The sequence below is a fragment of the Micromonospora sp. CA-240977 genome, assembly GCF_050942285.1.
Lineage (GTDB): Bacteria > Actinomycetota > Actinomycetes > Mycobacteriales > Micromonosporaceae > Micromonospora.
The window spans coordinates 71038-92659 of sequence record NZ_CP192055.1 but is presented as its reverse complement, the minus strand read 5'-3'; the positions used below and the strand labels follow the sequence as shown (position 1 = coordinate 92659).

The 21622-nt window shown below is 70.9% G+C and carries 19 protein-coding genes, 1 tRNA gene and 1 riboswitch; of the genes, 9 read left to right on the top strand and 11 right to left on the bottom strand.

The window, feature by feature from the left end:
* Positions 1 to 9: 9 nt before the first annotated feature.
* The 3 genes from ACQPWW_RS00450 to ACQPWW_RS00440 all read left to right on the top strand — a co-directional run bounded on the left by ACQPWW_RS00450 (position 10) and on the right by ACQPWW_RS00440 (position 2525).
* Entirely contained in the window at positions 10 to 1059 is a 1050-nt protein-coding gene (locus tag ACQPWW_RS00450) for a S66 family peptidase (RefSeq protein WP_433128016.1), read from the top strand.
* Positions 1060 to 1183: 124 nt separating this feature from the next.
* Positions 1184 to 1462, top strand: coding sequence for a hypothetical protein (locus ACQPWW_RS00445; protein ID WP_433128015.1), 279 nt, complete (start codon positions 1184 to 1186; stop codon positions 1460 to 1462).
* A gap of 247 nt (positions 1463 to 1709) precedes the next feature.
* Complete coding sequence (locus ACQPWW_RS00440; RefSeq protein WP_433128014.1) at positions 1710 to 2525, top strand: cellulose binding domain-containing protein; 816 nt, start codon at positions 1710 to 1712, stop codon at positions 2523 to 2525.
* A gap of 231 nt (positions 2526 to 2756) precedes the next feature.
* Here ACQPWW_RS00440 and ACQPWW_RS00435 read toward each other — a convergent pair.
* Positions 2757 to 2830 (bottom strand) — tRNA-Gly (locus ACQPWW_RS00435).
* A 166-nt stretch (positions 2831 to 2996) separates the two neighbouring features.
* A complete protein-coding gene (locus ACQPWW_RS00430) occupies positions 2997 to 3557 on the bottom strand; it encodes a pyridoxamine 5'-phosphate oxidase family protein (RefSeq protein WP_433128013.1) in 561 nt (186 codons plus the stop codon).
* Positions 3558 to 3656: 99 nt separating this feature from the next.
* Here ACQPWW_RS00430 and dcd point away from each other — a divergent pair, with 99 nt between their 5' ends.
* A complete protein-coding gene (gene dcd, locus ACQPWW_RS00425) occupies positions 3657 to 4235 on the top strand; it encodes a dCTP deaminase (protein ID WP_433128012.1) in 579 nt (192 codons plus the stop codon).
* Between the two features lie 62 nt (positions 4236 to 4297).
* Here dcd and ACQPWW_RS00420 read toward each other — a convergent pair whose 3' ends face one another.
* A complete protein-coding gene (locus ACQPWW_RS00420; protein WP_433128011.1) occupies positions 4298 to 5284 on the bottom strand; it encodes an NlpC/P60 family protein in 987 nt (328 codons plus the stop codon).
* 67 nt (positions 5285 to 5351) lie between these two features.
* A riboswitch (cyclic di-AMP (ydaO/yuaA leader) is annotated at positions 5352 to 5487 on the bottom strand.
* 235 nt (positions 5488 to 5722) lie between these two features.
* On the opposite strand from ACQPWW_RS00420, the gene ACQPWW_RS00415 reads away from it, so the two are divergent.
* Positions 5723 to 7702 (top strand): N-acetylmuramoyl-L-alanine amidase, encoded by a 1980-nt coding sequence (locus ACQPWW_RS00415; RefSeq protein WP_433128010.1) that lies wholly within the window; start codon positions 5723 to 5725, stop codon positions 7700 to 7702.
* 55 nt (positions 7703 to 7757) lie between these two features.
* Here ACQPWW_RS00415 and ACQPWW_RS00410 read toward each other — a convergent pair whose 3' ends face one another.
* The 5 genes from ACQPWW_RS00410 to ACQPWW_RS00390 all read right to left on the bottom strand — a co-directional run bounded on the left by ACQPWW_RS00410 (position 7758) and on the right by ACQPWW_RS00390 (position 14029).
* Positions 7758 to 8768, bottom strand: a complete 1011-nt coding sequence (locus ACQPWW_RS00410) for an NlpC/P60 family protein (protein ID WP_433128009.1) — start codon at positions 8766 to 8768, stop codon at positions 7758 to 7760.
* A gap of 167 nt (positions 8769 to 8935) precedes the next feature.
* Positions 8936 to 9937: a hemolysin family protein gene (locus ACQPWW_RS00405; RefSeq protein ID WP_433128008.1), complete on the bottom strand. Its 1002-nt coding sequence runs from the start codon at positions 9935 to 9937 to the stop codon at positions 8936 to 8938.
* Entirely contained in the window at positions 9930 to 11255 is a 1326-nt protein-coding gene (locus ACQPWW_RS00400; RefSeq protein WP_433128007.1) for a hemolysin family protein, read from the bottom strand. Before ACQPWW_RS00400 ends, ACQPWW_RS00405 begins: the two co-directional genes overlap by 8 nt.
* 103 nt (positions 11256 to 11358) lie before the next feature.
* Positions 11359 to 13557 carry a (Fe-S)-binding protein gene (locus ACQPWW_RS00395; RefSeq protein WP_433134772.1) on the bottom strand — a complete coding sequence of 733 codons (2199 nt, stop codon included), beginning with the start codon at positions 13555 to 13557 and terminating at the stop codon, positions 11359 to 11361.
* Positions 13558 to 13765: 208 nt separating this feature from the next.
* Positions 13766 to 14029, bottom strand: a complete 264-nt coding sequence (locus ACQPWW_RS00390; RefSeq protein ID WP_355028490.1) for a cell division protein CrgA — start codon at positions 14027 to 14029, stop codon at positions 13766 to 13768.
* Between the two features lie 221 nt (positions 14030 to 14250).
* Here ACQPWW_RS00390 and ACQPWW_RS00385 point away from each other — a divergent pair, with 221 nt between their 5' ends.
* From ACQPWW_RS00385 to ACQPWW_RS00370, 4 genes are read left to right on the top strand one after another with little or no spacing between them, the layout of a single operon-like run.
* Complete coding sequence (locus tag ACQPWW_RS00385) at positions 14251 to 15051, top strand: DUF881 domain-containing protein (RefSeq protein ID WP_433128006.1); 801 nt, start codon at positions 14251 to 14253, stop codon at positions 15049 to 15051.
* Entirely contained in the window at positions 15048 to 16679 is a 1632-nt protein-coding gene (locus ACQPWW_RS00380; protein ID WP_433128005.1) for a class E sortase, read from the top strand. Before ACQPWW_RS00385 ends, ACQPWW_RS00380 begins: the two co-directional genes overlap by 4 nt.
* A 4-nt stretch (positions 16680 to 16683) precedes the next feature.
* The gene (locus ACQPWW_RS00375; protein WP_433128004.1) at positions 16684 to 16962 is read left to right on the top strand and encodes a hypothetical protein; all 279 of its coding nucleotides are present in this window, start codon (positions 16684 to 16686) and stop codon (positions 16960 to 16962) included.
* A 2-nt stretch (positions 16963 to 16964) separates the two neighbouring features.
* Positions 16965 to 17615: an aminodeoxychorismate/anthranilate synthase component II gene (locus tag ACQPWW_RS00370; RefSeq protein ID WP_433128003.1), complete on the top strand. Its 651-nt coding sequence runs from the start codon at positions 16965 to 16967 to the stop codon at positions 17613 to 17615.
* 15 nt (positions 17616 to 17630) lie between these two features.
* On the opposite strand, the gene ACQPWW_RS00365 is transcribed toward ACQPWW_RS00370, so the two are convergent.
* The 3 genes from ACQPWW_RS00365 to ACQPWW_RS00355 are packed head-to-tail and all read right to left on the bottom strand — an operon-like array spanning position 17631 to position 21621.
* The gene (locus tag ACQPWW_RS00365) at positions 17631 to 18392 is read right to left on the bottom strand and encodes a SanA/YdcF family protein (protein WP_433128002.1); all 762 of its coding nucleotides are present in this window, start codon (positions 18390 to 18392) and stop codon (positions 17631 to 17633) included.
* Between the two features lie 5 nt (positions 18393 to 18397).
* Positions 18398 to 20215, bottom strand: a complete 1818-nt coding sequence (pknB, locus tag ACQPWW_RS00360) for a Stk1 family PASTA domain-containing Ser/Thr kinase (protein WP_433128001.1) — start codon at positions 20213 to 20215, stop codon at positions 18398 to 18400.
* Positions 20212 to 21621 (bottom strand): protein kinase domain-containing protein, encoded by a 1410-nt coding sequence (locus ACQPWW_RS00355; RefSeq protein ID WP_433128000.1) that lies wholly within the window; start codon positions 21619 to 21621, stop codon positions 20212 to 20214. The genes pknB and ACQPWW_RS00355 overlap by 4 nt, the downstream gene beginning before the upstream one ends.
* Position 21622: the final 1 nt, after the last annotated feature.

Genomic DNA, 21622 nt, shown 5'->3' with positions numbered 1-21622 from the left:
GATCTCGGCATGGAGCATGAGCTTGTTCGTCCGCGGAAGGCCCGACCCGGCGACCGGATCGCGATTCTCTCGCCGTCCTTCGCCGCGGCTGGCGCGTTCCCCGAGATTCACGAGCAGGCCATGCGACGGCTCGCCGACCTGACCGGCCTCGTGCCCGTCGAATACCCGACCACCCGCAGGGTCGGTGCGACCGCGACGGCACGCGCAGCGGACATCAATGCCGCCTTCGCGGACCCCCAGGTACGCGGCATCCTCGCCGTCATCGGTGGCGACGACCAGATCACGGTCATCCCGCACCTGGACGCCGAACTCGCCCGAGCAGACCCGAAGCCGTTCCTCGGCACCAGCGACAACACCAACCTGCACCACTGGCTCTGGGGCCTCGGCATCGCCAGCTTCTATGGCGGCTCCTCCCAGGTGCACCTCGGCCCCGGGCCGGCCGTGGACGACATCCACGCCCGGTCGCTGCGAGCGGCGTTACTCACCGGCGAACGGCTGGAGATCACCGATCCGGGCGAATCCGAGGATGTCGGGATCGAATGGACCGATCCGCGGGCGTTGACGTCCTTCGGAGAGCGCGAACCGACGCAGCCGTGGAGTTGGCACGGCCCGCGCCGCGCGGTCACCGGCCCCACCTGGGGTGGCTGCCTGGAGGTCATCCAGTGGATCCTGACGGCGGGACGTTTCCCATTTGCTCCGGCGGTCCTACAGGGCGGGGTGCTGGTCATCGAGACGTCGGAGGAGCTCCTCCCCGCGCGCGACGTCGGCTTCATCGTCCGCTCACTTGGTGAACGTGGCTTTCTCAGCGCCGTCGACGCGGTGCTGGTCGCCCGTCCGCCGGTCTCCGACCACGCCCGCCGACCAGCGGCCGCGGATCGCGCACGACTACGTGAGCAGCAGCGTGACACGGTCGTGGACGTGGTGACCCGCTACAACCCGGAGGCAGTCGTCTGCGTCGGCATCCCATTCGGCCACACCCGACCGCAGTGGATCCTTCCCCATGGCGGCCCGGTCACAGTTGATGGCGTGGCACGCCGGGTGTTCGCCGACTATCGATAGCGCTCCTCACCCGAGCAGCGCCGCCGTCAGGCCCAATCTCAGACAGGTGATCCGACGAGCCCATTGATGCCGGTACGGGCGCGTGACCGAGGGCGGGCGTCGTCTGGGGTGGGAGGCTGAGTACGTGGGGCTGAACAAGGAGACGGCGGCGCGGCTCGCCGATGCACGTCTGGCCGAATGGCACCGCGTCAGCTATGGCGAGTGGCGCGCACTGCTCGACGACAAGGACATACGCCAGATCGTCGGCGAGGACGGCGAGCGGTACACCGTGGTCAGCTACGCCCTCGACGACGGCGATGAACGCATCCGCATGGTGGTGGCCGTGGATGACCGGGGCGGGTCAGCGTTCGTTCCGCTGGTGCGCGACGAGATCATGATGCCGGATGGCACCTTCGTCGAATGACCTCTTCGATGTGCTGGGCAGGCAACCGCGCTTGTCGCCGTCCGGCCTCGCTAGACGGCCCGGCAAGTGGCTTGGAGTGACCCCGGACGGCCCGAGCTAATGGCACGCGTTTGAACCACCAAGCGGACGTGGGTGTCGCGAACACGTCAGCGATGGAGACGACCGCCTATCCGATCAATTGACAGATATTGATGGATGCGGTCAACTGGCGACGCCCGTATCCCCCGGCTCACCCAGGAGGACCCTCTTGCGTACGCTCCTGACCCTCGCCGCGGCCGCCGTCTGCGCCGCCGGTGCACTGGCCGTCCCCGCAGCGGCGGCGCAGGCCGATCCGGCCGGCACCGCCCCGGCCGGCGCGACCGCCCCGGCCGACGCCTGCGCCGGTACCGTCCAGATCCAGTCGCTCACCTTCAACCCGCCGCGGGTGGTTCCGGGCCAGGCCGTCACCGCCACGGCCGTCGGGCAGAACTGCACCGCCCAACAGCAACAGGTCTCCACGGCGATCTACGCCCGGTTCGTCGGCTCCACCCCCGGCATCCCCACCGGCTGCCCGGCCCTCCCCTCGCTGCCAGGCTGGGCGGTCACCGTCGATCCGGGCGCGACCTTCAGCTGGCACGACGGTTACTTTGTGTCCACCGGCTGTACGGCCACCGGCCTGGAGGTCACGGTCCGGGTAGAGGACGACGCCACCGGCGCCCTGCTCACCCGGACCGCCACGGTGCCGATCGACCCGCCGCCGGCGGTGCCCTGCACCGTGAGCTACCGCACCGGGAGCGAGTGGCCGGGAGGCTTCACCGCCCAGATCACCATCAAGAACACCAGCACCGTGCCGATCAACGGTTGGACGCTCAGCTTCACCTTCCCCGGTGACCAGCACATCGTCCAGTCCTGGTCCGCCACCGTCCAGCAGAGCGGTGCCACCGTCACGGCCCGGAACCCCAGCTACAACCCCCTGGTGGCGCCGGGCGCCTCGGTGGTCTTCGGCGTCCTGGGCACCTGGCAGGCCAGCGACGCGGTGCCGATCGCGTTCACGCTCAACAACGTCAGCTGCGCCGCCGGGTAGCCCGCGCACCGGACCGCGGGACGTCTGGGCGGCCAGGCGCCCGGGGGCCACTCCCGGCAGGCCCGCCGTCGCAGAGCGCGGATCCTAGGGAAGCCTCAAGCCGAGCAGGCGTCGGACGCGACCGGTCGCCGAGGACGACGGGACGGGCTAATGGCACACCACCCTGTTTCAGCCCTCTGAAACTACGGAAGCCCCGGCGGGACCATCGGTCCTGACCAGGGCTTCCGTGCGTGGAGCGGGTGACGGGAATCGAACCCGCACTGTCAGCTTGGGAAGCTGATGTTCTGCCATTGAACTACACCCGCAAGCGGCACCACTGTACCCGAGTCGCCGAGCCTGTGCACCCAGGCACCCCCGCCCGCCACCTGTCCGCGCCGGCAGGGACGGGTCGGTGCCAGCGGCGGTCGAGGGCTCACCAGCGGTGCCGGCTCCGTCAGTACAGAGCCGGCACCGATGGTCGCTGGGCCGTGGTCAGGCGGCCGTGCACTGGACGTCACGGCTGCGGCGGGTTGGGCGGGTCTGCGGTACGGCGACCGGCGCGGCAGCCGCCGCCGACGGGGCCCGTGGGTCGAGCCAGACCCGAACGGCCGGCCGGGCCGGCGCGAGGCCCGGAATGCCAGCGGTGTGCTGCTCGCGGCGCGTCAGCATCGCCACGTCGACGGTGAACTCGAACAGTTGCCAGTCGACCAGCGGCTCCGCGCGAGCGCCCTGCGCCAACCTGGCGACTCGCGCCGGATCGGTCACCGGACGGGCGCGCCCCGCCACGTACGCCTCGTCGTCGCTCTCCTCCGGAGGGAACGAGTGCAGCGCGTAGCGGCCGTCGCGCTCGAGGTCACGGCGCTTCGGGGAGTCGATGATGAAGCAGAACAGACCCTCGTCGGTGATCACCGGGGAGACCGGATGGACGCGGGGCCCGCCGTCGGCGCGGACGGTGGCCAGGTAGCCGAAGCCCGGCCCGTACTGCTGGAGGAGAACGCGGATCCCGTCGGCGAGTCGGGGCTCGTCGGCGGCGAATTCGGACCAGGAAGCCATGCCAGCATTCTATCGAACAAATGTACGAGCAGCGACCTCGACGCGCTGGTCACCGGCACCGAATCCGGGCACTTTCGGCGGCGCGGCTATGGTGGTCCGATGCTGCTCTCCGACCGCGACCTGGTCTCCGAGATCAAGGCCGGCACGCTGGGCCTGGAGCCGTTCGAGCCCACCCTGGTCCAACCCTCCAGCATCGACGTGCGACTGGACCGACTGTTCCGGGTCTTCAACAATCACCTCTACACCCACATCGACCCGGCGATGCAGCAGGACGACCTGACCTCGGCGGTCGAGGTGCCCGACGGGGAGCCGTTCGTGCTGCACCCCGGGGAGTTCGTGCTCGCCTCGACGCTCGAGGTCATCTCGCTTGGCGACCAGCTCGCCGGCCGACTGGAGGGCAAGAGCTCACTGGGCCGGCTCGGGCTGCTCACGCACTCCACCGCCGGCTTCATCGACCCCGGCTTCTCCGGTCACGTCACGCTGGAACTCTCGAACGTGGCGAACCTGCCGATCACCCTCTGGCCGGGCATGAGGATCGGGCAGCTCTGCATCTTCCGGCTCTCCTCGCCGGCCGAGCACCCGTACGGGTCGGCGGTCTACGGCTCGCGCTACCAGGGGCAGCGGGGGCCGACACCGAGCCGCGCCTGGCAGCACTGGCGCACCTGGCCCACCCGCTGACCCCGTGACGACGAGGGCCCGTCGCGACTCGTCGCGGCGGGCCCTTCGGTCAGCTCTCTCGATCAGCCTGGACGGCCGTAGCTGTGGATCGGGCCGTCGTCGACCTTCTTCATCTTGATCGGTTGACCGGCCTGCGAGGCGTGCACCACCCAGCCGCCGCCGACGTACATGCCGACGTGGTGGATGTCGCTGTAGTAGAAGACCAGGTCGCCGGGGCGTAGGTCGGCCCTGCTGACGTTCTTGGTGGCGCGGCTCTGCGCGGCGGCGTTGTGCGGCAGGGACACCCCGGCCTTCGCCCAGGCGGCCAGCATCAGCCCGGAGCAGTCGTACGAGTTCGGGCCCTCGGCACCCCAGACGTAGGGCTTGCCGATCTGCGCGCAGGCGAACTTGACAGCCGTGCCGGCGGCGCCGCCGGGGTAGCTGCCGGGGCAGGGCGCCGGGCGCAACGGACCGCCGCCACCGCTGCCGTACACCTTGAGGCGCAGCTTCTGCAGCTTGTCGATCTCCTCGTTGATCTGCTTCTTCTTCGCCGCCAGCTGAGCCTCGGTGCGGGTCAGCTGGGCCACCATCTCGTCGAGCGGCGCCTTCTGGCTGGCCAGCTCGTCGCGCAGGTCGGCCACCTCGCGGATGTCCTGCTGCTGGTTGTGCGCGAAGCGGTCGAGTATCTCGAGTTGGCCGACCACCTCGCTGGGTGACTGGCTGCCCAGCACCGCGTTGACGGTCAGCACGGTCTCGCCCTTGTAGGCGCGCACGGCCAGAGCGCTGACCTTGTCCATCGCGGCGTCGACCTGACGCTCCAGCGGGGCGATCCGGGCGGCCAGCGCCTGGGCCTGCCTGCGCTTGGCGGCGAGGTCGATCCGGGTCGCGTTGTGCTGCTCGATGATCGGTTCGAGTTTGTTCCAGTCGGCGTCGATCTGGCGCTCGATCTCGGCGACGGACGGGTCGGCGTGGGCCGCCGTGGCGCTGCCGGTCAGGACGACGGCGACGCCGGCCAGTGCGGCGAGCGCGGTGGTGAAGCGGGACCAGCGTGGGCGCGGCGCGATCGACATCGGGCCGGCTGGTGCCGACCGCTCGGACGACGGCCGCGGGGCATGGAGTGCCACCGGGGTTCCGTACTCCTTCTTCCTGACCGCCTACCGGGTTAGCTGACGGGTTCGGGCGGGAAGTCGGCGCCCTACCGCAGTGGCTGCGGATTCACCCCGAGGGACATGGGTCCCCGGTTCGTTTGGAAACGACTCGGCGGTGTCGGTCCGTTACCACCCGGGCTGGGTGGAGCTGCTATCGGGCCGACGAATGACCAGAGTAGAGACGCTTGTTACCACTCCGCAACCCGTGCGGCCGTGACACTCCGTACCGATCGGAGAGGGTCACCGACCGTACGTGAAGATTTCTTTCCCGACGAGTCGACACATGGAAAGGTATTGACGCGGGCTCCCGGCCGGCGCGAAGGTGGCCTCATCTTCACCCGCGAAAATCTAGGGGGTTCGATGCACCATCCAACCCTGCTCGCCGGCCGGCGCGCACTGCTCGCCGTCGCCGTGGTCGCCGCCGCGACCGCGGTCCCACCACCCACCTACGCCGCCGCCGCACCCGCCGCCGACCGCCAGCAGCAGTACGCCGCCGCGGCGGCCGAGTACGGCGTACCGACCGACGTGCTGCTCGGCGTCTCCTACCTGGAGTCCCGCTGGGACAGCAACGCCGGCACACCCAGCACCAGCGGCGGTTACGGACCCATGCACCTGACCGACGCCCGACACGTGGCCGCGCTGCCCGTGGGGGGCCACCACGACACCGGCACCGAGGACCCGCGCGGCGACGACTCCCGTACCGCGCTGGCACCCGCGCCCCGGCCGGCCGAGGACCCGGCGCCACCCGCCGCCGCGTTGCAGACAGTGGATGCCGCCGCCGCCCTGACCGGCGCGGCCCCCGACGCGCTGCGCACCGACGCGGACGTCAACATCCGGGGCGGGGCGGCGCTGCTGGCCTCGTACCAGCGGGAGTTGGGCGCGCCGGTCGGCGCCGGCACCGACCCGGCCACCTGGTACGGCGCGGTGGCCCGTTACGCCGGCGCGGACAGCGCCGACGCCGCGGCGGCCTTCGCCGACGAGGTCTTCACCACCATCGGCGCCGGCGAGTCGCGGGTGACCGACGACGGCCAGCGGATCACGCTGCCGGCCCGCGCGATCCGTCCGGAGCGCTCCTGGCTGGACCGACTGGGTCTGCGCCGACTCGCCCGCCCGGACGGGCTGGAATGCCCCCGGACCATCTCCTGCGAGTGGATCCCGGCGCCCTACGCGGCGTTCGGCGAAGGGGACTACGGCAACCACGACCTGTCCGACCGGCCGGCCCGGCAGAAGATCGAGTACATCGTCATCCACGACACCGAGGGAAGCTGGGCCACCACCCTGCAACTCGTCCAGGACCCGACCTACGTGAGCTGGCACTACACGCTGCGTTCGGTGGACGGGCACGTCGCCCAGCACGTCCGGACCAAGGATGTCGCCTGGCACGCCGGCAACTGGTACGTCAACGCCAAGGCGGTCGGGCTGGAGCACGAGGGCTTCGCGGCGCAGGGCACCTGGTACACCGAGGCGATGTACCGGACCTCGGCGAAGCTGGTCCGGCACCTCGCGCTGCGGCTGGGCGTCCCGCTGGACCGCCAGCACATCATCGGCCACGACAACGTGCCCGGCACCATCGCCGCGAACGTCAGTGGGATGCACTGGGACACCGGCCCGTACTGGGACTGGACCCACTACTTCGAGCTGCTGCACGCGCCCCGGTTGGACACCGGCACCCCGGCCACCGGTCTGGTCCGGATCGACCCGGACTTCGCCACCAACCAGCCGGCGTTCGTCGGCTGCGTCACCGCCGGTGTGCCGTGCGCGCCACGCGGCTCCTCGGCGGTGGTGCTGCGCTCCGCTCCGGCCGCGGACGCGCCACTTGTCAACGACATCGCGCTCCGCCCGGACGGCAGCCCGAACACCATGGAGGTGTCGGACCACGGCGCCCGTGCCTCCGCCGGCCAGACGTACGCGCTGGCCGGTCGGCAGGGTGACTGGACGGCGATCTGGTACCTCGGGCAACGGGCCTGGTTCCACAACCCGGCGTCCGCGCCCACCGCCAGTTGGACCGTCGGCCTGGTGGCCACCCCGAAACCCGGCCGGGCCACCATCCCGGTCTACGGGCGGGCCTACCCGGAGCAGGCGGCCTATCCGGCCGGAGTGCCCTACCAGACGATCTCGCCACTGCAGTACACGCTGGCCGCCGGGCAGCGGTACGCCGTCGGCGCGGTGCTGCCGGGCGAGTACTACCGGGCCAGCACCATCGACGGCTCCTCACCAGGTGACTGGACGGTGATCCGCGGCAAGAACCGGTACGCGCAGATCCAGTTCGGCCACCGCATCATGTACGTCGACCTGGCCGACGTGCAGCTCCTGCCGTCCCCGCTGGGCGCACCCCGCTGAGAACCGCGACGGCCCCCGGTCGGTGACCGGGGGCCGTCGTGTCGCACGTGGTGGATCAGGGTCTCCGGAACCCGGCGACGGGCATCGTGTTGATGCTCGACACCTGCACCGGTTTACCGGCACGTGGTGCGTGCACCATCTGGTTGTTACCCAGATACAGCCCGACATGACTCAGGCCGGAGAAGAAGAAGACCAGGTCACCGGGGCGGGCATCGGCTCGCGCGACGGCCTTCCCCTCGTTCCACTGGTCACCGGTGTGGTGGGTGAGGTAGATCCCGGCCGCCTTGTAGGCGTACTGGGTCAACCCCGAACAGTCGAACGAGTTCGGGCCGGTGGCGCCCCAGACGTACGGCTTGCCGACCTTGCCGCAGGCGGTTTTGATCGCCGTGCGGGCGGCAGCGCTGACCACTCCGTTGATGGTCGGGCAGGCCGCGGTCACCACCGTGGTCTTCGGCATCGACGCCTCAAGCTGCTTGATCTCGGCGTCGATCTGCTTCTTCTTGGCCGCCAGCTCGTTCTGCTGCTTGGTCTGAGTGGTGATCAGGGTGTCCAGCTTCTGCTTCTCGCCGTCGTACTTGGCCCGCACGGCAAGGACGCCCTCGACCTCCTTGCGCTCCTGCGCGGCCAGCCGGTCGAGGATGGTGAGCTGCTCGGTGAGCGTGTCCGGCTTGGCGCTGACCAGCAGTGCGCCAATGTCGTGCGACGGGCCCGAGATGTAGTAGCGGGAGGCGAGATCGCCGACCCGGTTGAGCGCCAACTCGCTCTGCAACGCCAGCGGCTCGATCTTCTTTTGCAGGTCCGCCGACTTCTGCCGATTTACCTTCAGCTGCGCCCTGACCTTGTTGTACTGCTCGATGGTGGGCTCCAACTGCTCCCACTTCTTGTCGATCTGCGCTTCGATCTCGTCGACCGTGGGCGCGGCGTGCGCCGGGGCGGCGAGCAGGCCCGCGCCGACCACCGCGGCGGCGACCAGGACGAGCAGACGATGACCGGCCCGGCGTAGACCACCAGGCCGAGCAGACGCATTCAGGTCGTGACGATGAGGGGGCATGATTGCCACCGGCACCGACTCCTTTGCAACCGACCGCCGGGCGCCTCGCGTGAGGGAAGGGCCGAGGCAGACGACCCACAGCGGTCGGTGCCCCACATTAGGGAAGCGCGGAGCGGTAATCAAGGCGAGCGCGGTAACCGTCACTGTCGTGCAACCGCTTGCACACCAAGGGTATTGGCGCATCAACCAACGATTGCCGTCAATACGTCATCAAGGGTGACCACACCGAGCGGGCGCCGGCCGTCGCTGACGAGCACCATGTGCCGCCGTTCGCGGCGCATGGCCAGCAGCAGATCCGCCAGCGTACGCTCCGGCGGCACCACCGCCAGCGGCCGGTAGACCTGGGCCGGCACCGGCGATCGGCGACCCTGCCCGGCGTACCCGAGCACGTCCTTGACGTGCACGAAGCCGAGCACCCGACGGGTCGACCGCTGCACCACCGGGAACCGGGACCGGCCGGTCCGGGTCGCCAACACCTCCAACGACGCCGGCGAGACGTCCTCGGCCACCGTCACCACCGTCGACCACGGCTGGAGGGCGTCCGCCGCGGTGCGGCTGTGCAGCGCCAGGGCACCGGTGATCCGGACGTGCTGCTCCTCATCGAGCAACCCCTCGGTGCGGGCCTGCGAGACGAGCCCGGCCAACTCCTCGGCGGTGAACACCGTCTTCACCGCCTCCGACGCCTCGACCCGCCAGATCGCGAGCACCCGGCGGGCCGCCCACTTCATGGCCAGCAGCAGCGGCTTGGTGGCCACACAGAACGCCAGCATCGCCGGGCCGAGCCAGAGTGCGGAGACCTCCGGACCGGCCAGCGTGATGTTCTTCGGCACCATCTCACCGACGACCGTGTGCAGGAAGACCACCACGCCCAGGGCCAGCACGAACGCCACCGGGTGCACCGCCCGCTCGGGCAGGCCGGCCGCGTGGAACGGTGGCTCCAGCAGGTGCGCCAACGCCGGCTCGGCGATCGCGCCCAGGCCCAGCGAGCAGACCGTGATGCCGAGCTGCGCGCCAGCGATCATCAACGGGATCTGGTTCATCGCCGACAACGCCCACCGGGCCCGCTTCGACCCGGCGGCCAACGGCTCGATCACCGTCCGACGGGACGCGATGAGCGCGAACTCACTGCCCACGAAGAACCCGTTGCCGAGCAGCAGCAGGACGGTCACCAGCAGCTCAGTCATCGTCGTCCGGTTCCGCCGGGCGCAACACCCGGACCTGCTCGATCCGGTGTCGTTCCACCTCGACCACTGTGAACTCCCAGCCGTCCGCCTCGACCGTCTCGCCTGCCAGCGGAATGTGCCCGAGCTGGGCCATCAGGAAGCCGGCCAACGTCTCGTAGGGCCCCTCGGGGAGCCGGAAACCGGTCTGCTCGGCCACCTCGTCGGAGCGGAGCACCCCGTCGACAAGCACTGTGCGCTCGCCGCCGGGCACTGTCAGCTCGACCGGGTCGACGTCGTCCACACTCGCCGGGTCGAACTCGTCGGCGATCTCCCCGACCAACTCCTCGACGAGGTCCTCGATCGTCACCACGCCGTCCGTGCCGCCGTACTCGTCGACAACGATGGCCAGGTCGGCCCCGGCCGCCTTCAACGCGGCAAGCACGCCGTCCAGGTTGAGGCTCTCCGGCACGTACACCGGCTCACGTGCCACCGAGCCGACAACTGTCGACGTCCGGTCGGCCAGCGGCACGCCCAGCGCGTCGGGCACCCCCGCCACACCGGTCACCAGGTCCAGGGTCTCCTCGTACACCGGGAACCGGGTCCGCCCGGTCTGCCGGGACTGTTCGAGCAGCTCGGCCACTGTGGCGGTGGCGCGCAGCGCGACCACGTCGACCCGGGGCGTCATCGCCTCGGCGGCCCGCTTGTCGCCGAACCGGATGGTGCGGCGCAACAGCATCGCGGTGTCGGTCGGCAGCGCGCCGGCCCGAGCCGAGATGGCCGCCAACAGGCCCAGCTCCTCCGGCGAGCGGGCGCTGGCCAGCTCCTCCTGCGGCTCGACGCCGAGCGCCCGGACCAGCCGGTTCGCGGAGCCGTTCAACCCCCGGATCAGCCAGCCGAACGTCCGGGAGAAGGTGTGCATCGGACCGGCAGTGGCCAGCGCCGCCGGCATGGGCCGGGCCAGCGCCGCGTTCTTCGGCACCAACTCGCCGAAGAGCATGGAGAGCAGCGTGGCCAGGGCCAACGCCAGGAACGGGGTGAACCGCTCGGTGCTCTCCCCGGCCACCGGGCGCAGCAGCGGGGTGAAGAGCCGCGCCAGGGCCGGCTCGGCCAGGTAGCCGGTGAGCAGCGCGGTGATGGTGATGCCGAGCTGCGCGCCGGAGAGCTGGAAGGAGAGTTCACGCAGCGCCGCGCGTACCGTGAGGGCGGCCTGGTCGCCTGCGGCGGCCCGCCTGTCGATCTCCGCGCGGTCGACAGTGACCAGGGCGAACTCGGCCGCGACGAAGAACGCGTTGCCCGCGGTCAGCGCAACGAAACCGACCAGGGGCAACAGCGCGGTCAAGAGTAGGCCGTCGATGTCGCCTCACCTCGGCGAGATTCTTGCACGACGGCGGCGGACCCTGAGGGCCGCCGCCGTCGATGCGCAGAACCCGGGGGTACGCGCCTCAGCCGCCGACCGGCGCCGTTTCCCTGCCGCCCTGCGGCTGCTCGGGCTTCACCGAACGGAGCAGCACGCTCGCCACGTCGATGACCTCTACCTGCTCGCCGGCGCCCTTGCCGTTGACCCCGTCGTTGAGCATCGTCGAGCAGAACGGGCAGCCGACGGCGACCGTCTTCGCACCGGTGGCCATGGCCTCCTCGACCCGGTCCACGTTGATCCGCTTGCCGATCTTCTCTTCCATCCACATCCGCGCGCCGCCCGCGCCGCAGCAGAAGGAACGCTCGCTGTTGCGCGGCATCTCGGTGAGCTCGCCGGCGATGGCGTCACCGAGAACCTCACGGGGGGCCGCGAAGACCCGGTTGTGCCGACCGAGGTAGCAGGGGTCGTGGTAGGTGACGCCGCCGTCGACCGGCTGCACCGGGGTGAGCTTGCCGGTGGCGACCAGGTGGGCCAGCAGCTGGGTGTGGTGGACCACCTCGAACTCGCCGCCGAGCTGGCCGTACTCGTTGCCCAGCGTGTTGAAGCAGTGCGGGCAGGTCGCGACGATCTTGCGCTTGGCCTTCTCGCGGCCCTCGAACGCCTCGTTCAGCGTCTCCACGTTCTGCTGGGCGAGCATCTGGAAGACGAACTCGTTGCCGATCCGCCGCGCCGGGTCGCCGGAGCAGGTCTCGCCCTCGCCCAGGATCGCGAACGTCACGCCCGCCTCGTTGAGCAGCGTGGCAACCGCGCGGGTGGTCTTCTTGGCCCGGTCCTCGAACGCGCCGGCACAGCCGACCCAGAACAGGTATTCGAAGTCGTCCACCTCGCCGACCCGGGGCACCTCGAAGTCGAGACCCTTGGTCCAGTCCTCGCGGGTGTTCTGCGGGGCGCCCCACGGGTTGCCCTTGTTCTCCAGGTTGCGCAGCATCACGCCGGCCTCGGAGGGGAAACTCGACTCGATGAGCACCTGGTAGCGGCGCATGTCGACGATGTGGTCCACGTGCTCGATGTCCACCGGGCACTGCTCGACGCAGGCGCCGCAGGTGGTGCAGGACCAGAGCACGTCCGGGTCGATGACACCGCCCTCCTCGGCGGTGCCGATCAACGGCTTGTCGGCCTCGGCCAGGGCCAGCACGTCCAGGTGGGCGAGCTGCGCCTGGGTGGCCTTCTCCTCGCCGGTCAGGTCCTTGCCGCCGCCGGCCAGCAGGTAGGGCGCCTTGGCGTACGCGTGGTCGCGCAGGCTCAGCACGAGCAGCTTGGGTGACAGCGGCTTGCCGGTGTTCCAGGCCGGGCACTGCGACTGGCAACGGCCGCACTCGGTGCAGGTGCTGAAGTCCAGCAGGCCCTTCCAGCTGAACTGCTCGACCTGGGCGACGCCGAACTGGTCCTTCTCGGGGTCGGCCTCCTCGAAGTCGAGCGGCTTGCCCTGGCTCGTCATGGGGCGCAGCGCACCGAGGCCGGAGCCGGCCGGCCTGGTCGGCTCACGCTTGAAGAAGATGTTGGGGAACGCCAGGAAGCGGTGCCAGGCGACACCCATCGTGACGTTCAGCGAGATGACGATCAGCCAGGTCATCGAGATAATGATCTTGATGGCGGCGGCGACGCTGACCCCGTCGGCCCAGTCGGGCAGCACCGCACCGACGGCGTGACTGACCGGGGTGGCCCAGAACGGGAACTCGAAGTGGTCCGTGGCGACCTTGAAGCCCCGGATCACGAACCCGAAGATCAGGACCAGCAGCACGATCCACTCGACGAAGTAGCCCTGCCACATTGTCGAGCCGGTGAACCGGGACCGCCCGCCCGGCCGGGTCGGACGGTTGCGCAGCCGGATCGCCATCAGCACCACGATGCCGACCAGGCCCAGCACCCCGATGATCTCAGTGACCAGGCCGAAGATCGTCCAGTGCCCGATGACCGGTAGGCCACCGTCCGTGGTGACCACCTCGAAGTACGCCTCGAGCACCAGCAGCGACAGCACGACGAAGCCGACCATCACGAACCAGTGCGCGGCGCCCACCACGCCCCACTTGAGCATCCGGGTGTGGCCGGCCGTCTCCACAAGCATGGTCCTGGCGCGAGCGACCTTGTCGGTGAACCGTTCCGGTGCGGGCTGCCCGAGCCGGATGACTGCCACCATCTTCAGGACCGCACGCACCGCAAGCCACACCGCAACGGCGGTGATGGCGGCCGCGAGGATCGTGGTGACGATCTGGACGCTGCCCATCGAGTTGGCCTCCCCGGTCTGCTGCCTGATGACCTCGCTCTGCTCGGTCATGCAATGCAGCCTACGCGAAGGTTACCCAGCAGTAACGTGAGTCATCTCGCAGTAGGCCACGCTGCCTGCGGACACCATAGGGGGCCCCACCCGATCCTGCCGGGCAGGGGCACGCTGGGGTGACGTGGGACCGCCGACGCGACGGCCCCGAGCCGGCTCAGCGCCAGCGGGAGAGCAACGCCAGCGAGGCGACCATCGCGCCGAAGCCGACAGCGAGGTTCCAGTAACCCCACGCCATGACCGGGTACTCCTGCTCGGACAGGTAGTAGAGCACCAGCCAGCCGATGCCGACGACGATCAAGGCGACCGCGGTGACGGGCAACCACACCGGGCTAGGCTTGCGCGTCGACGCCGCCGTCGTCGGACGAACGTCCGTCGGCGGGGTGTACACCTTCTTCTTGCGGACCTGAGACTTGGGCACGACGCTCTCCAGAGGGGTGACGACCTCGTCCGGCCTGACAACCGGGCGCGGGGGCGACGGTCCATGGCCAATAATGTTCGACAGCTAGCGTAGTCCCGATTGCCCGTCCGGACCATGAATGGGGTCAGGCCGGTGCACGGAGTGACCGAAAAAGGCGGGACTGTTCGCATCACCGGCCCAGCCGGGGCGGACCGATCCCCGAGACGCGGAAGGAACGCTCGGTGGAGTACACATCCGGCGCAACCTCCTGGCAGAAGGTCCTCCGACGGGCCGCCGCCGGGCTACTGCCCCGGCGACCGCGTCAACGCCGACCGGGCTGGTCGATCGGAGTGCCCCTGATCGCCGCCGCGGCGGGGCTGCTCTTCACCACCACCGCGACCACCGCTGGTGGCACCGCGCTGCGTGAGGACCGACGGCCCCAGCTCAACCAGCTCATCGAGGACCGACGCGAGCAGGTGGCGGCGAGCGAACGCCGGGCCGCCACGCTGCGCGACGAGGTCCAGCAACGGACCAACACGCTGGCCGGCTCGGACGCCCCGATCAAGGATCAGCAGGATCGCGCCCAGGGCAGCCTCCAGGCCGCCGGGTTCACCGCCCTCGCCGGACCCGGGGTCACTGTCGAGCTGAACGACGCGCCGCAGCTCGACCAGACCCAGTCCGACGCCGACAACGACGACCTGGTCGTGCACCAGGCGGATGTGCAGGCGGTGGTCAACGCGCTCTGGGCCGGCGGAGCGGAAGCCATGTCAATCATGAACGTCCGCGTGCTCGCGACCAGCGCGGTACGCTGCGTCGGTAACACCCTGCTGCTCCACGGCCGGGTGTACTCCCCACCGTTCAAGATCGTAGCGATCGGCGATCCCGCTGCCCTCCAGCAGGCCCTCGCCAGCTCTCAGGGAGTCCAGTGGTTCAAGGACGCGGTCGACGACTACCAGCTCGGCTACAAGGAAACGGCATCCACGGTGCGAGTCCCAGCATTCGAGGACTCGACCTCCCTACGCTCGGCCACGGTGCCTGAGTGAGCGCGCCGGACGAGCGTCGCGACGGGCGGCACCGGGACCAGGCCGAGGATCCGACCGCCTTCCTGCCCAAGGTCGACCGGCCCGAGCCGGCACCGGCTCGGCCGACCTCGGCCGGCAACTGGCCCGAGCCGATGCTGCCCACCCGGCCCGAGGCGTCGCGACCGCCGGCCACGCCTGAGCCTCCCCGCCCGGCCGACCCGGTCCCCGACCCCCGGGGTGTCGACGCACCCCCGCCGTGGCCAGGCAGCACCGCCCCCCGACCCGGCCCGCACGGAGGGTTCGACGGTGTGCCCGCGCCCGGCCAGCCGGGGGCGGGCAACCCGGGGCCGATCCGACCCCCCACGCCCACCGGCCCGTCCACCCGACCGGTGCCCGGGGCCGCGGCGCCCACCCATCCGGCAGCGCCGGCCACCGGTGGCGCGTCAGGTGCCACCGGGACTCCCCTGAGCACGCCCGGTGGGAGGCCGACCCGGCCGACGACCTCCGGCACGCCGGGTCAGCAGGCCCCGTCCGGCCCTCCGGCGCCACCGCTCGCCGACTCGCCGACCGCGTTCATCCCCCAGATCGCCGCCCGGCCCGCACGCCCGACCGGCTCCCCTGCCGCTCCGTCCGCGTCCGGTCCGGATGCCTCGTCGTCCGCCGGGCCGACCCGTGCCGCCGCCACCGGGCCGGGCCGTGCCCCCGCCACCGGGCCGGATCGCGTCGCCGACCCGGCCGCCACCGCGTTGATTCCCACAGTGCCCGGCACCCCCACCACCCGCCCACCAACAATGGACTCGACAGCGCTGATGGGTGCCGTTCCCCGCACGGCAGGCCCCCAGGAGCCGACCGGCGGCGACAACCCCGGCGAGCCGCCCCGGCCCCGGCGTGGCGAGCGGGTGGTCCAACTCCGACCGCACCAGACCGGCGAGGGCTACAAGAGCGTCTACTCCGAGCTCACCCGCCCGTCGCTCGGCTCCCGAATCCGCAGCGGTGTCCGCGTCACCGGCGAAATCCTGATCACCTTCGGCCTGGTGGTGCTGCTCTTCGCCGGCTACGAGGTGTGGGGCAAGTCGGCGATCGTCGACGCCCACCAGAACGACCTCAACAGGGCACTCAACCAGGCGTGGGGCCCTACCGACGACCCGACCGTCGCTCCGTCGGTCGGCCCGAGCGTCAAACCGTCGCCCCCGGTACGCGGCAAGCCGCTCGCCGGCCTCTACATCCCCAAGCTCGACAAGAACTGGGTAGTGGTCGAGGGCGTCACCCAGCAGGACATCCGCTTCGCCCCGGGCCACTACCCGGGCAGCGCCCTGCCCGGCCAGGTGGGCAACTTCTCCGTCGCCGGCCACCGCAACCGGGCCACCTTCTGGCGGCTGGACGAGCTCGACGAGGGCGACGCGATCGTCGTCGAGACCAAGACCGACTGGTACATCTACCTGGTGTCGCGGTCGCGGATCGTCCGGCCCACCCAGGTCGAGGTGGTGGCGCCGGTGCCCGGCGAGCCGGACAAGAAGCCGACCAAGCGGATGCTCACCCTGACCACGTGCAACCCGAAGTTCGACAACTACCAACGCCTGATCATCCACGCCGAGCTGGACCGCACCCAACCCAAGTCGGCGGGCCGCCCGGCGGAGCTGGGAGGCTGACCCGATGTACGCGTTCATCTGGCGCAAGCTTCCCTTCGGCCTGGCCGGAAAGCTGATCGGCTCGGTGCTGCTGGTGGCCGCCACGGTGGCCCTGCTCTGGTATGTCGCCTTCCCCTGGGCCGAGCCGCTGCTGCCCTTCGACGACGTGCAGGTCGAGTCCGGCGTCCCCGTGGAGTCGGGCGACAGCGCCCCGGCGATCGGCGACACCCCGGCCGGCGAGGAGCACGAGCTGCCGTACGACACCGACCAGAACAACCCCGCGCCGCCCTCCCCGAGCAGGTGACAATGCGCATCCTGGTGATCGACAACTACGACTCGTTCGTCTTCAACCTCGTGCAGTATCTGGGCCAGCTCGGCGTGGCCTGCGAGGTCCGCCGCAACGACGAGATCGACGTCGACGAGGTGGGCAGGGTGGGCGCGGCCGGCATCCTGCTCTCACCAGGGCCGGGCAGCCCCGACCGGGCCGGCATCTGCCTGGACGTCATCCGCCGGTACGCGGGGGAGCTGCCGATCTTCGGTGTCTGCCTCGGTCACCAGGCGATCGGCGAGGCGTTCGGGGCGACCGTGGCGCGCGCACCCGAGCTGCTGCACGGCAAGACCTCCGAGGTACGGCACCAATCCGTCGGCGTGCTCGCCGGCCTACCCGACCCGTTCACCGCCACCCGGTACCACTCCCTCGCCGTGCTGCCCGACACGCTCCCGAGCGAACTGGAGGTCACCGGCTGGACCGGCTCCGGCGTGGTGATGGCGATGCGGCACCGGACCCTTCCCATCGAGGGCGTCCAGTTCCACCCCGAGTCGGTGCTCACCGAGGGCGGCCACCTGATGCTTGCCAACTGGCTGGCCGGTTGCGGTCACCAGGAGGCGTTGGAGCGCGCGCCCGCGCTGGCCGCCGAGGTCGACGCCCGCCGCCGATCGGCCTTCGCCACCACCTGAGGCTCCGCCGCTCGATCAGCGGTCAGCACCCTGGCCCTGGCCGCGCAGCGCGTCCCGCACCGCCGGATCCGCTGGCGAGCGGATCGCCGGCGGGCGACCACGGGCCGTGTCCCACGCCGCCTTGCCGCTGGCAAAATACTCCCGGACCGACTTCTCGACGTACATGAGCCGTCCGCAACCGTCGCACCGCGCGGTGACGCCGTCGACGTCGAGGCCGAGCTGCCGGCACAGCGTCACCGCCCGGGACAGGTGGAAGGACTGGGTCACGATCAGGGCCCGCCGGACGCCGTACACCTCGCGCGCTCGGGCGCAACTGTCGTACGTGTCTAGGCCGAAGGGGTCGGCCACCACGCGACGCGCCTCGACACCGAGCCCGGTGAGGTACGCCGTCATCACCGCTGGCTCGTCACCCGACGTGCCGCCTCCGTCGCCCGACACGAGCACGACCCTGGCCCGTCCGCTGGTCACCAACTCGGCGGCGGTCTCCAGACGGCCGGCGAGCCGGTCACTGGGCCGTTGCCGATCGGCCGCCACTGCGGTACCGAGGACGATCACCACGTCGGCGGTCGGCGCGTCGGCCTCGGCGTACACGTGGCCGCGGGCGGCGAGCGTCGTCCACAGCCAGGGAACACTGGCGAGCAGCAGCGCGACGACGCCCAGGATGACCACCCGTCGGCGTCGGGGACGTCGGCTCACCACCGACCCGACGCCGGACACGTCGGCGTCACTCATCTCGTCGTCTGGGCCCCGCCGCAAGCCGGCCAGGGGCTCCGCCACCCGCCCTAGTCCTCGGGAAGTCGGCTCGGCGGGGGTGGGAGCGGCAGACCGACGCCGCCTCCGTTGCCGGGCGTGGTTGGCGTGGCCGTCGGCGTGCCGGTCGGCGTCCCGGGGGTCGGCGTCTCGACCACCTTCTCCGGGATGCCGATCTCGATGGTCACTGTCCTGTCCTTGGCCAGCTCGGTATTCGGAGCCGGATTCTGCTTCTGGACCCGGCCGGCCTGGTCTGCCGGCACCTCGTCACCGTCGCGGAACTCGACCTTGTAACCCGCCTCGCGAAGCTCCTGGGCGGCCTCGTCCCGCGTCGAGTTGATCACGTTGGGCACCTTGCTGACGTTGCCCCTGGAGACCTCGACTGTCACCTTGCTGCCCTGGGCGACGGTGGTCCCCGACGGCGGCGTCAACTTGAGCACCGTGCCCTTGCTCGCGGGGTTGTCCACCTGCTTGTCCTGGACGACCAACCCCTGGTCCTCAAGCTGCGACTTGACCAGCTCGTACTGGGAGTTGACCAGGTTGGGGGGAATCTTCACGTCGGGCTTGCCGTCGCAGAGCTGAATGGTCACCGTGCTGGACTGCGCCAGCCGGGTGTTCGGCGGCGGATCCTGCGCAGCGACAGTGTCCTTCGTACAGTCGTTGTTCCGGACCGGCTCACCCAGCTTCGGCTGAAGGTTGGCGGCTTGGATCTCGGCGACCGCGACCGCCTGGCTCTTGCCGGTGAGGGTCGGCACCTTCTTGTTGGCCTTCTCCTGCTGCTGGTTCCAGAGCAGGGCGGCGACCAGAGCGATCACCGCCAGCACACCGACCGCGCTGAACGTCGCGATCAGCCAGGAGGACGCCTTGCGCTGACGCGGATCGCCCACCCGGGCCATCTGCCCGGTCTGCGGCCCACCGGCGGGAGCCGGGTAGCCACCCCGGCCGCCAGCCGGGGCCATCGCCACCGTCTCCGCCTCACGCAGCACCGGGGTGGCCAACACGGGCCGGCCGGCGGCGGCGCGGAGCAGGTCGGCACGCATCTCGCCGGCGCTCTGGTAGCGGTTGAGCGGATTCTTCGACAGCGCCTTCAACACGATCGCGTCGACCGCCGGCGTGACGTCCGGGTTGATGTCGCTCGGCGTCGGCGGCGTCTCCCGTACGTGCTGGTAGGCAACACTGACCGGGCTGTCCCCGACGAACGGCGGGTGCCCACAGACCAGCTCGAACAGCACGCAGCCGGCCGCGTACACATCGGAGCGGGCGTCGACGGCCTCGCCACGCGCCTGCTCCGGGGACAGGTACTGCGCCGTGCCGATCACCGCGCTGGTCTGCGTCATGGTGGTCGCGCCGCTGGCCAACGCGCGGGCGATGCCGAAGTCCATCACCTTGACCTGGCCGGTCTGGGTGAGCATCACGTTGCCGGGCTTGATGTCCCGGTGGATGATGCCGTGCCGGTGGCTGAACTCCAGCGCGGCGCACATGTCGGCGCAGATCTCCAGCGCCCGGCGCGGCTGCAGCCGCCCCTCGGCGCCGAGGACCTCCTTCAAGGTCCGACCGTTGACGAACTCCATCACGATGAACGGCAGCGTCTCGCCGGTCGGCGCGGTCTCCTCGCCGGTGTCGTAGACCGCCACGATCGCCGGGTGGTTGAGCGACGCGGCGTTCTGCGCCTCCCGGCGGAACCGCATCTGGAACGTCGCGTCCCGGGCCAGGTCGGTCCGGAGCATCTTGATCGCGACGTCCCGACCGAGCCGGAGGTCGCGACCGCGGTGCACCTCGGCCATGCCGCCGTAGCCGAGCAGCTCGCCGACCTGATACCTGCCACCGAGCAGGCGGGCCTGCGCTGTCATCGCGTCTGTCGTCCTTCGCTCGTCGTCGTCCTGCCGTCTCCCGGCTGGACTCGTACCTTCCGACGGTACGACGTCTGGGTCGGATCGTCGCGCCCGTCGAGTCGCAGCGCGCCGGACGTCACGGTGCGCGCACTCGTCCCGACGGGTTCGCCGGCCTGCGACTGTTTCTTCAGGTTGAAGGAAATCACGCCGGAGCAGAGCAGGACCAGCACGGCCAGGAAGATGGCGAGAAGCACCATGCCGGGCCGGGACCGCCGGGGCTCGGGGGACGGCGCCGACGGGACGGCCTGCCGGGCGTACGCCGCCGGTTGTTGCTGCCGGGGCGGCGCCGACGGCACCGCCGCGGCGCCGCGCGGGTATCCGTTCGGTGCGGCCGGCGGCCGGGCGGACGGGACGGACGGCGCGACGGCGGTGGGGCGCGGCTGCTGGGCCGACGCGACAGCGGTCGGCCGGGGCCCAACGGCCGGCGGACGGGCGCCCGGCGGACGCATCTGATGTGCCTGCGGCACCTGGGCCCTACCGGGCGCGGCCGGCGAGGCCGGCGCCGCGGAGACCGGCCCCGAGTTGCCACCGGCCCGGGCCTGCTGGGAGAGCGCGGCCTTGAGCTGGCGGGCGACCGCGGCGAGAGCCGCGGCGCTCGGCCAGCGGGCGGCCGGGTCCTTGGCCAACGCCCGTTCGACAACCGCGCGGACCTGCGGCGGGATGTCGGCGGGCAGCGGCCGGGGCGTCTCCCGCACGTGCCGCATGGCGATGTCGAGCGGGTTGTCGCCCTCGAACGGACGCCGCCCGGCAAGGCACTGGTAGGCGACCACGCCGAGCGCGTACACGTCCGACGCCGGGCTGGCCACACCGCCGGTGGCCTGCTCGGGTGAGATGTACGAGGCGGTGCCGAGCACCGAACCAGCGGCGGTGAGCTGGCCGACCAGGTCGGAGCGGGCGATGCCGAAGTCGGTGAGCACGAGCGTGCCGTTCGGCCGGACCAGCAGGTTGCCCGGCTTCACGTCGCGGTGCACGATGCCCTTCTCGTGCGCCGCGTGCAACGCGTCGGCGGCCTGCGCGACAAGGGCCATCGTCCGGGCCGGGGTGAGCCGGCCGACCCGGCTCAGCGTGGACGACAGGGCGTCGCCCTCGACGTACTCCATGACCAGGAACGCGATCTGCTGGTCGTTGCCGAAGTCGTAGACGTCAACCACCCCGGGGTGGTTGATCGTGGCCATGGTGCGGGCCTCACCGCGGAACCGCTCGGCGAAGTCGGGGTCGTCGAGCAGGGCGGGGAGCAGGCTCTTGACCGCGACCGTACGGCCGAGCACCTGGTCGGTGCCGCGCCAGACGTCGCCCATGCCGCCGCTGGCGATCCGCTCGTCGAGACGGTAGCGGTTGCCGAGCTGGACGCCGGGGCTGAGCATG

What these genes read in the sequence shown, in the direction of transcription:
- ACQPWW_RS00450 (WP_433128016.1), top strand. Translation starts at nt 10, where the DNA reads ATGGAGCATGAGCTTGTTCGTCCGCGGAAGGCCCGACCCGGCGACCGG.
- ACQPWW_RS00430 (WP_433128013.1), bottom strand. Translation starts at nt 3,557, where the DNA reads ATGGCTTCCTGGTCCGAATTCGCCGCCGACGAGCCCCGACTCGCCGAC.
- dcd (WP_433128012.1), top strand. Translation starts at nt 3,657, where the DNA reads ATGCTGCTCTCCGACCGCGACCTGGTCTCCGAGATCAAGGCCGGCACG.
- ACQPWW_RS00420 (WP_433128011.1), bottom strand. Translation starts at nt 5,284, where the DNA reads ATGTCGATCGCGCCGCGCCCACGCTGGTCCCGCTTCACCACCGCGCTC.
- ACQPWW_RS00415 (WP_433128010.1), top strand. Translation starts at nt 5,723, where the DNA reads ATGCACCATCCAACCCTGCTCGCCGGCCGGCGCGCACTGCTCGCCGTC.
- ACQPWW_RS00405 (WP_433128008.1), bottom strand. Translation starts at nt 9,937, where the DNA reads ATGACTGAGCTGCTGGTGACCGTCCTGCTGCTGCTCGGCAACGGGTTC.
- ACQPWW_RS00395 (WP_433134772.1), bottom strand. Translation starts at nt 13,557, where the DNA reads ATGGGCAGCGTCCAGATCGTCACCACGATCCTCGCGGCCGCCATCACC.
- ACQPWW_RS00375 (WP_433128004.1), top strand. Translation starts at nt 16,684, where the DNA reads ATGTACGCGTTCATCTGGCGCAAGCTTCCCTTCGGCCTGGCCGGAAAG.
- ACQPWW_RS00370 (WP_433128003.1), top strand. Translation starts at nt 16,965, where the DNA reads ATGCGCATCCTGGTGATCGACAACTACGACTCGTTCGTCTTCAACCTC.
- pknB (WP_433128001.1), bottom strand. Translation starts at nt 20,215, where the DNA reads ATGACAGCGCAGGCCCGCCTGCTCGGTGGCAGGTATCAGGTCGGCGAG.
- ACQPWW_RS00355 (WP_433128000.1), bottom strand. Translation starts at nt 21,621, where the DNA reads ATGCTCAGCCCCGGCGTCCAGCTCGGCAACCGCTACCGTCTCGACGAG.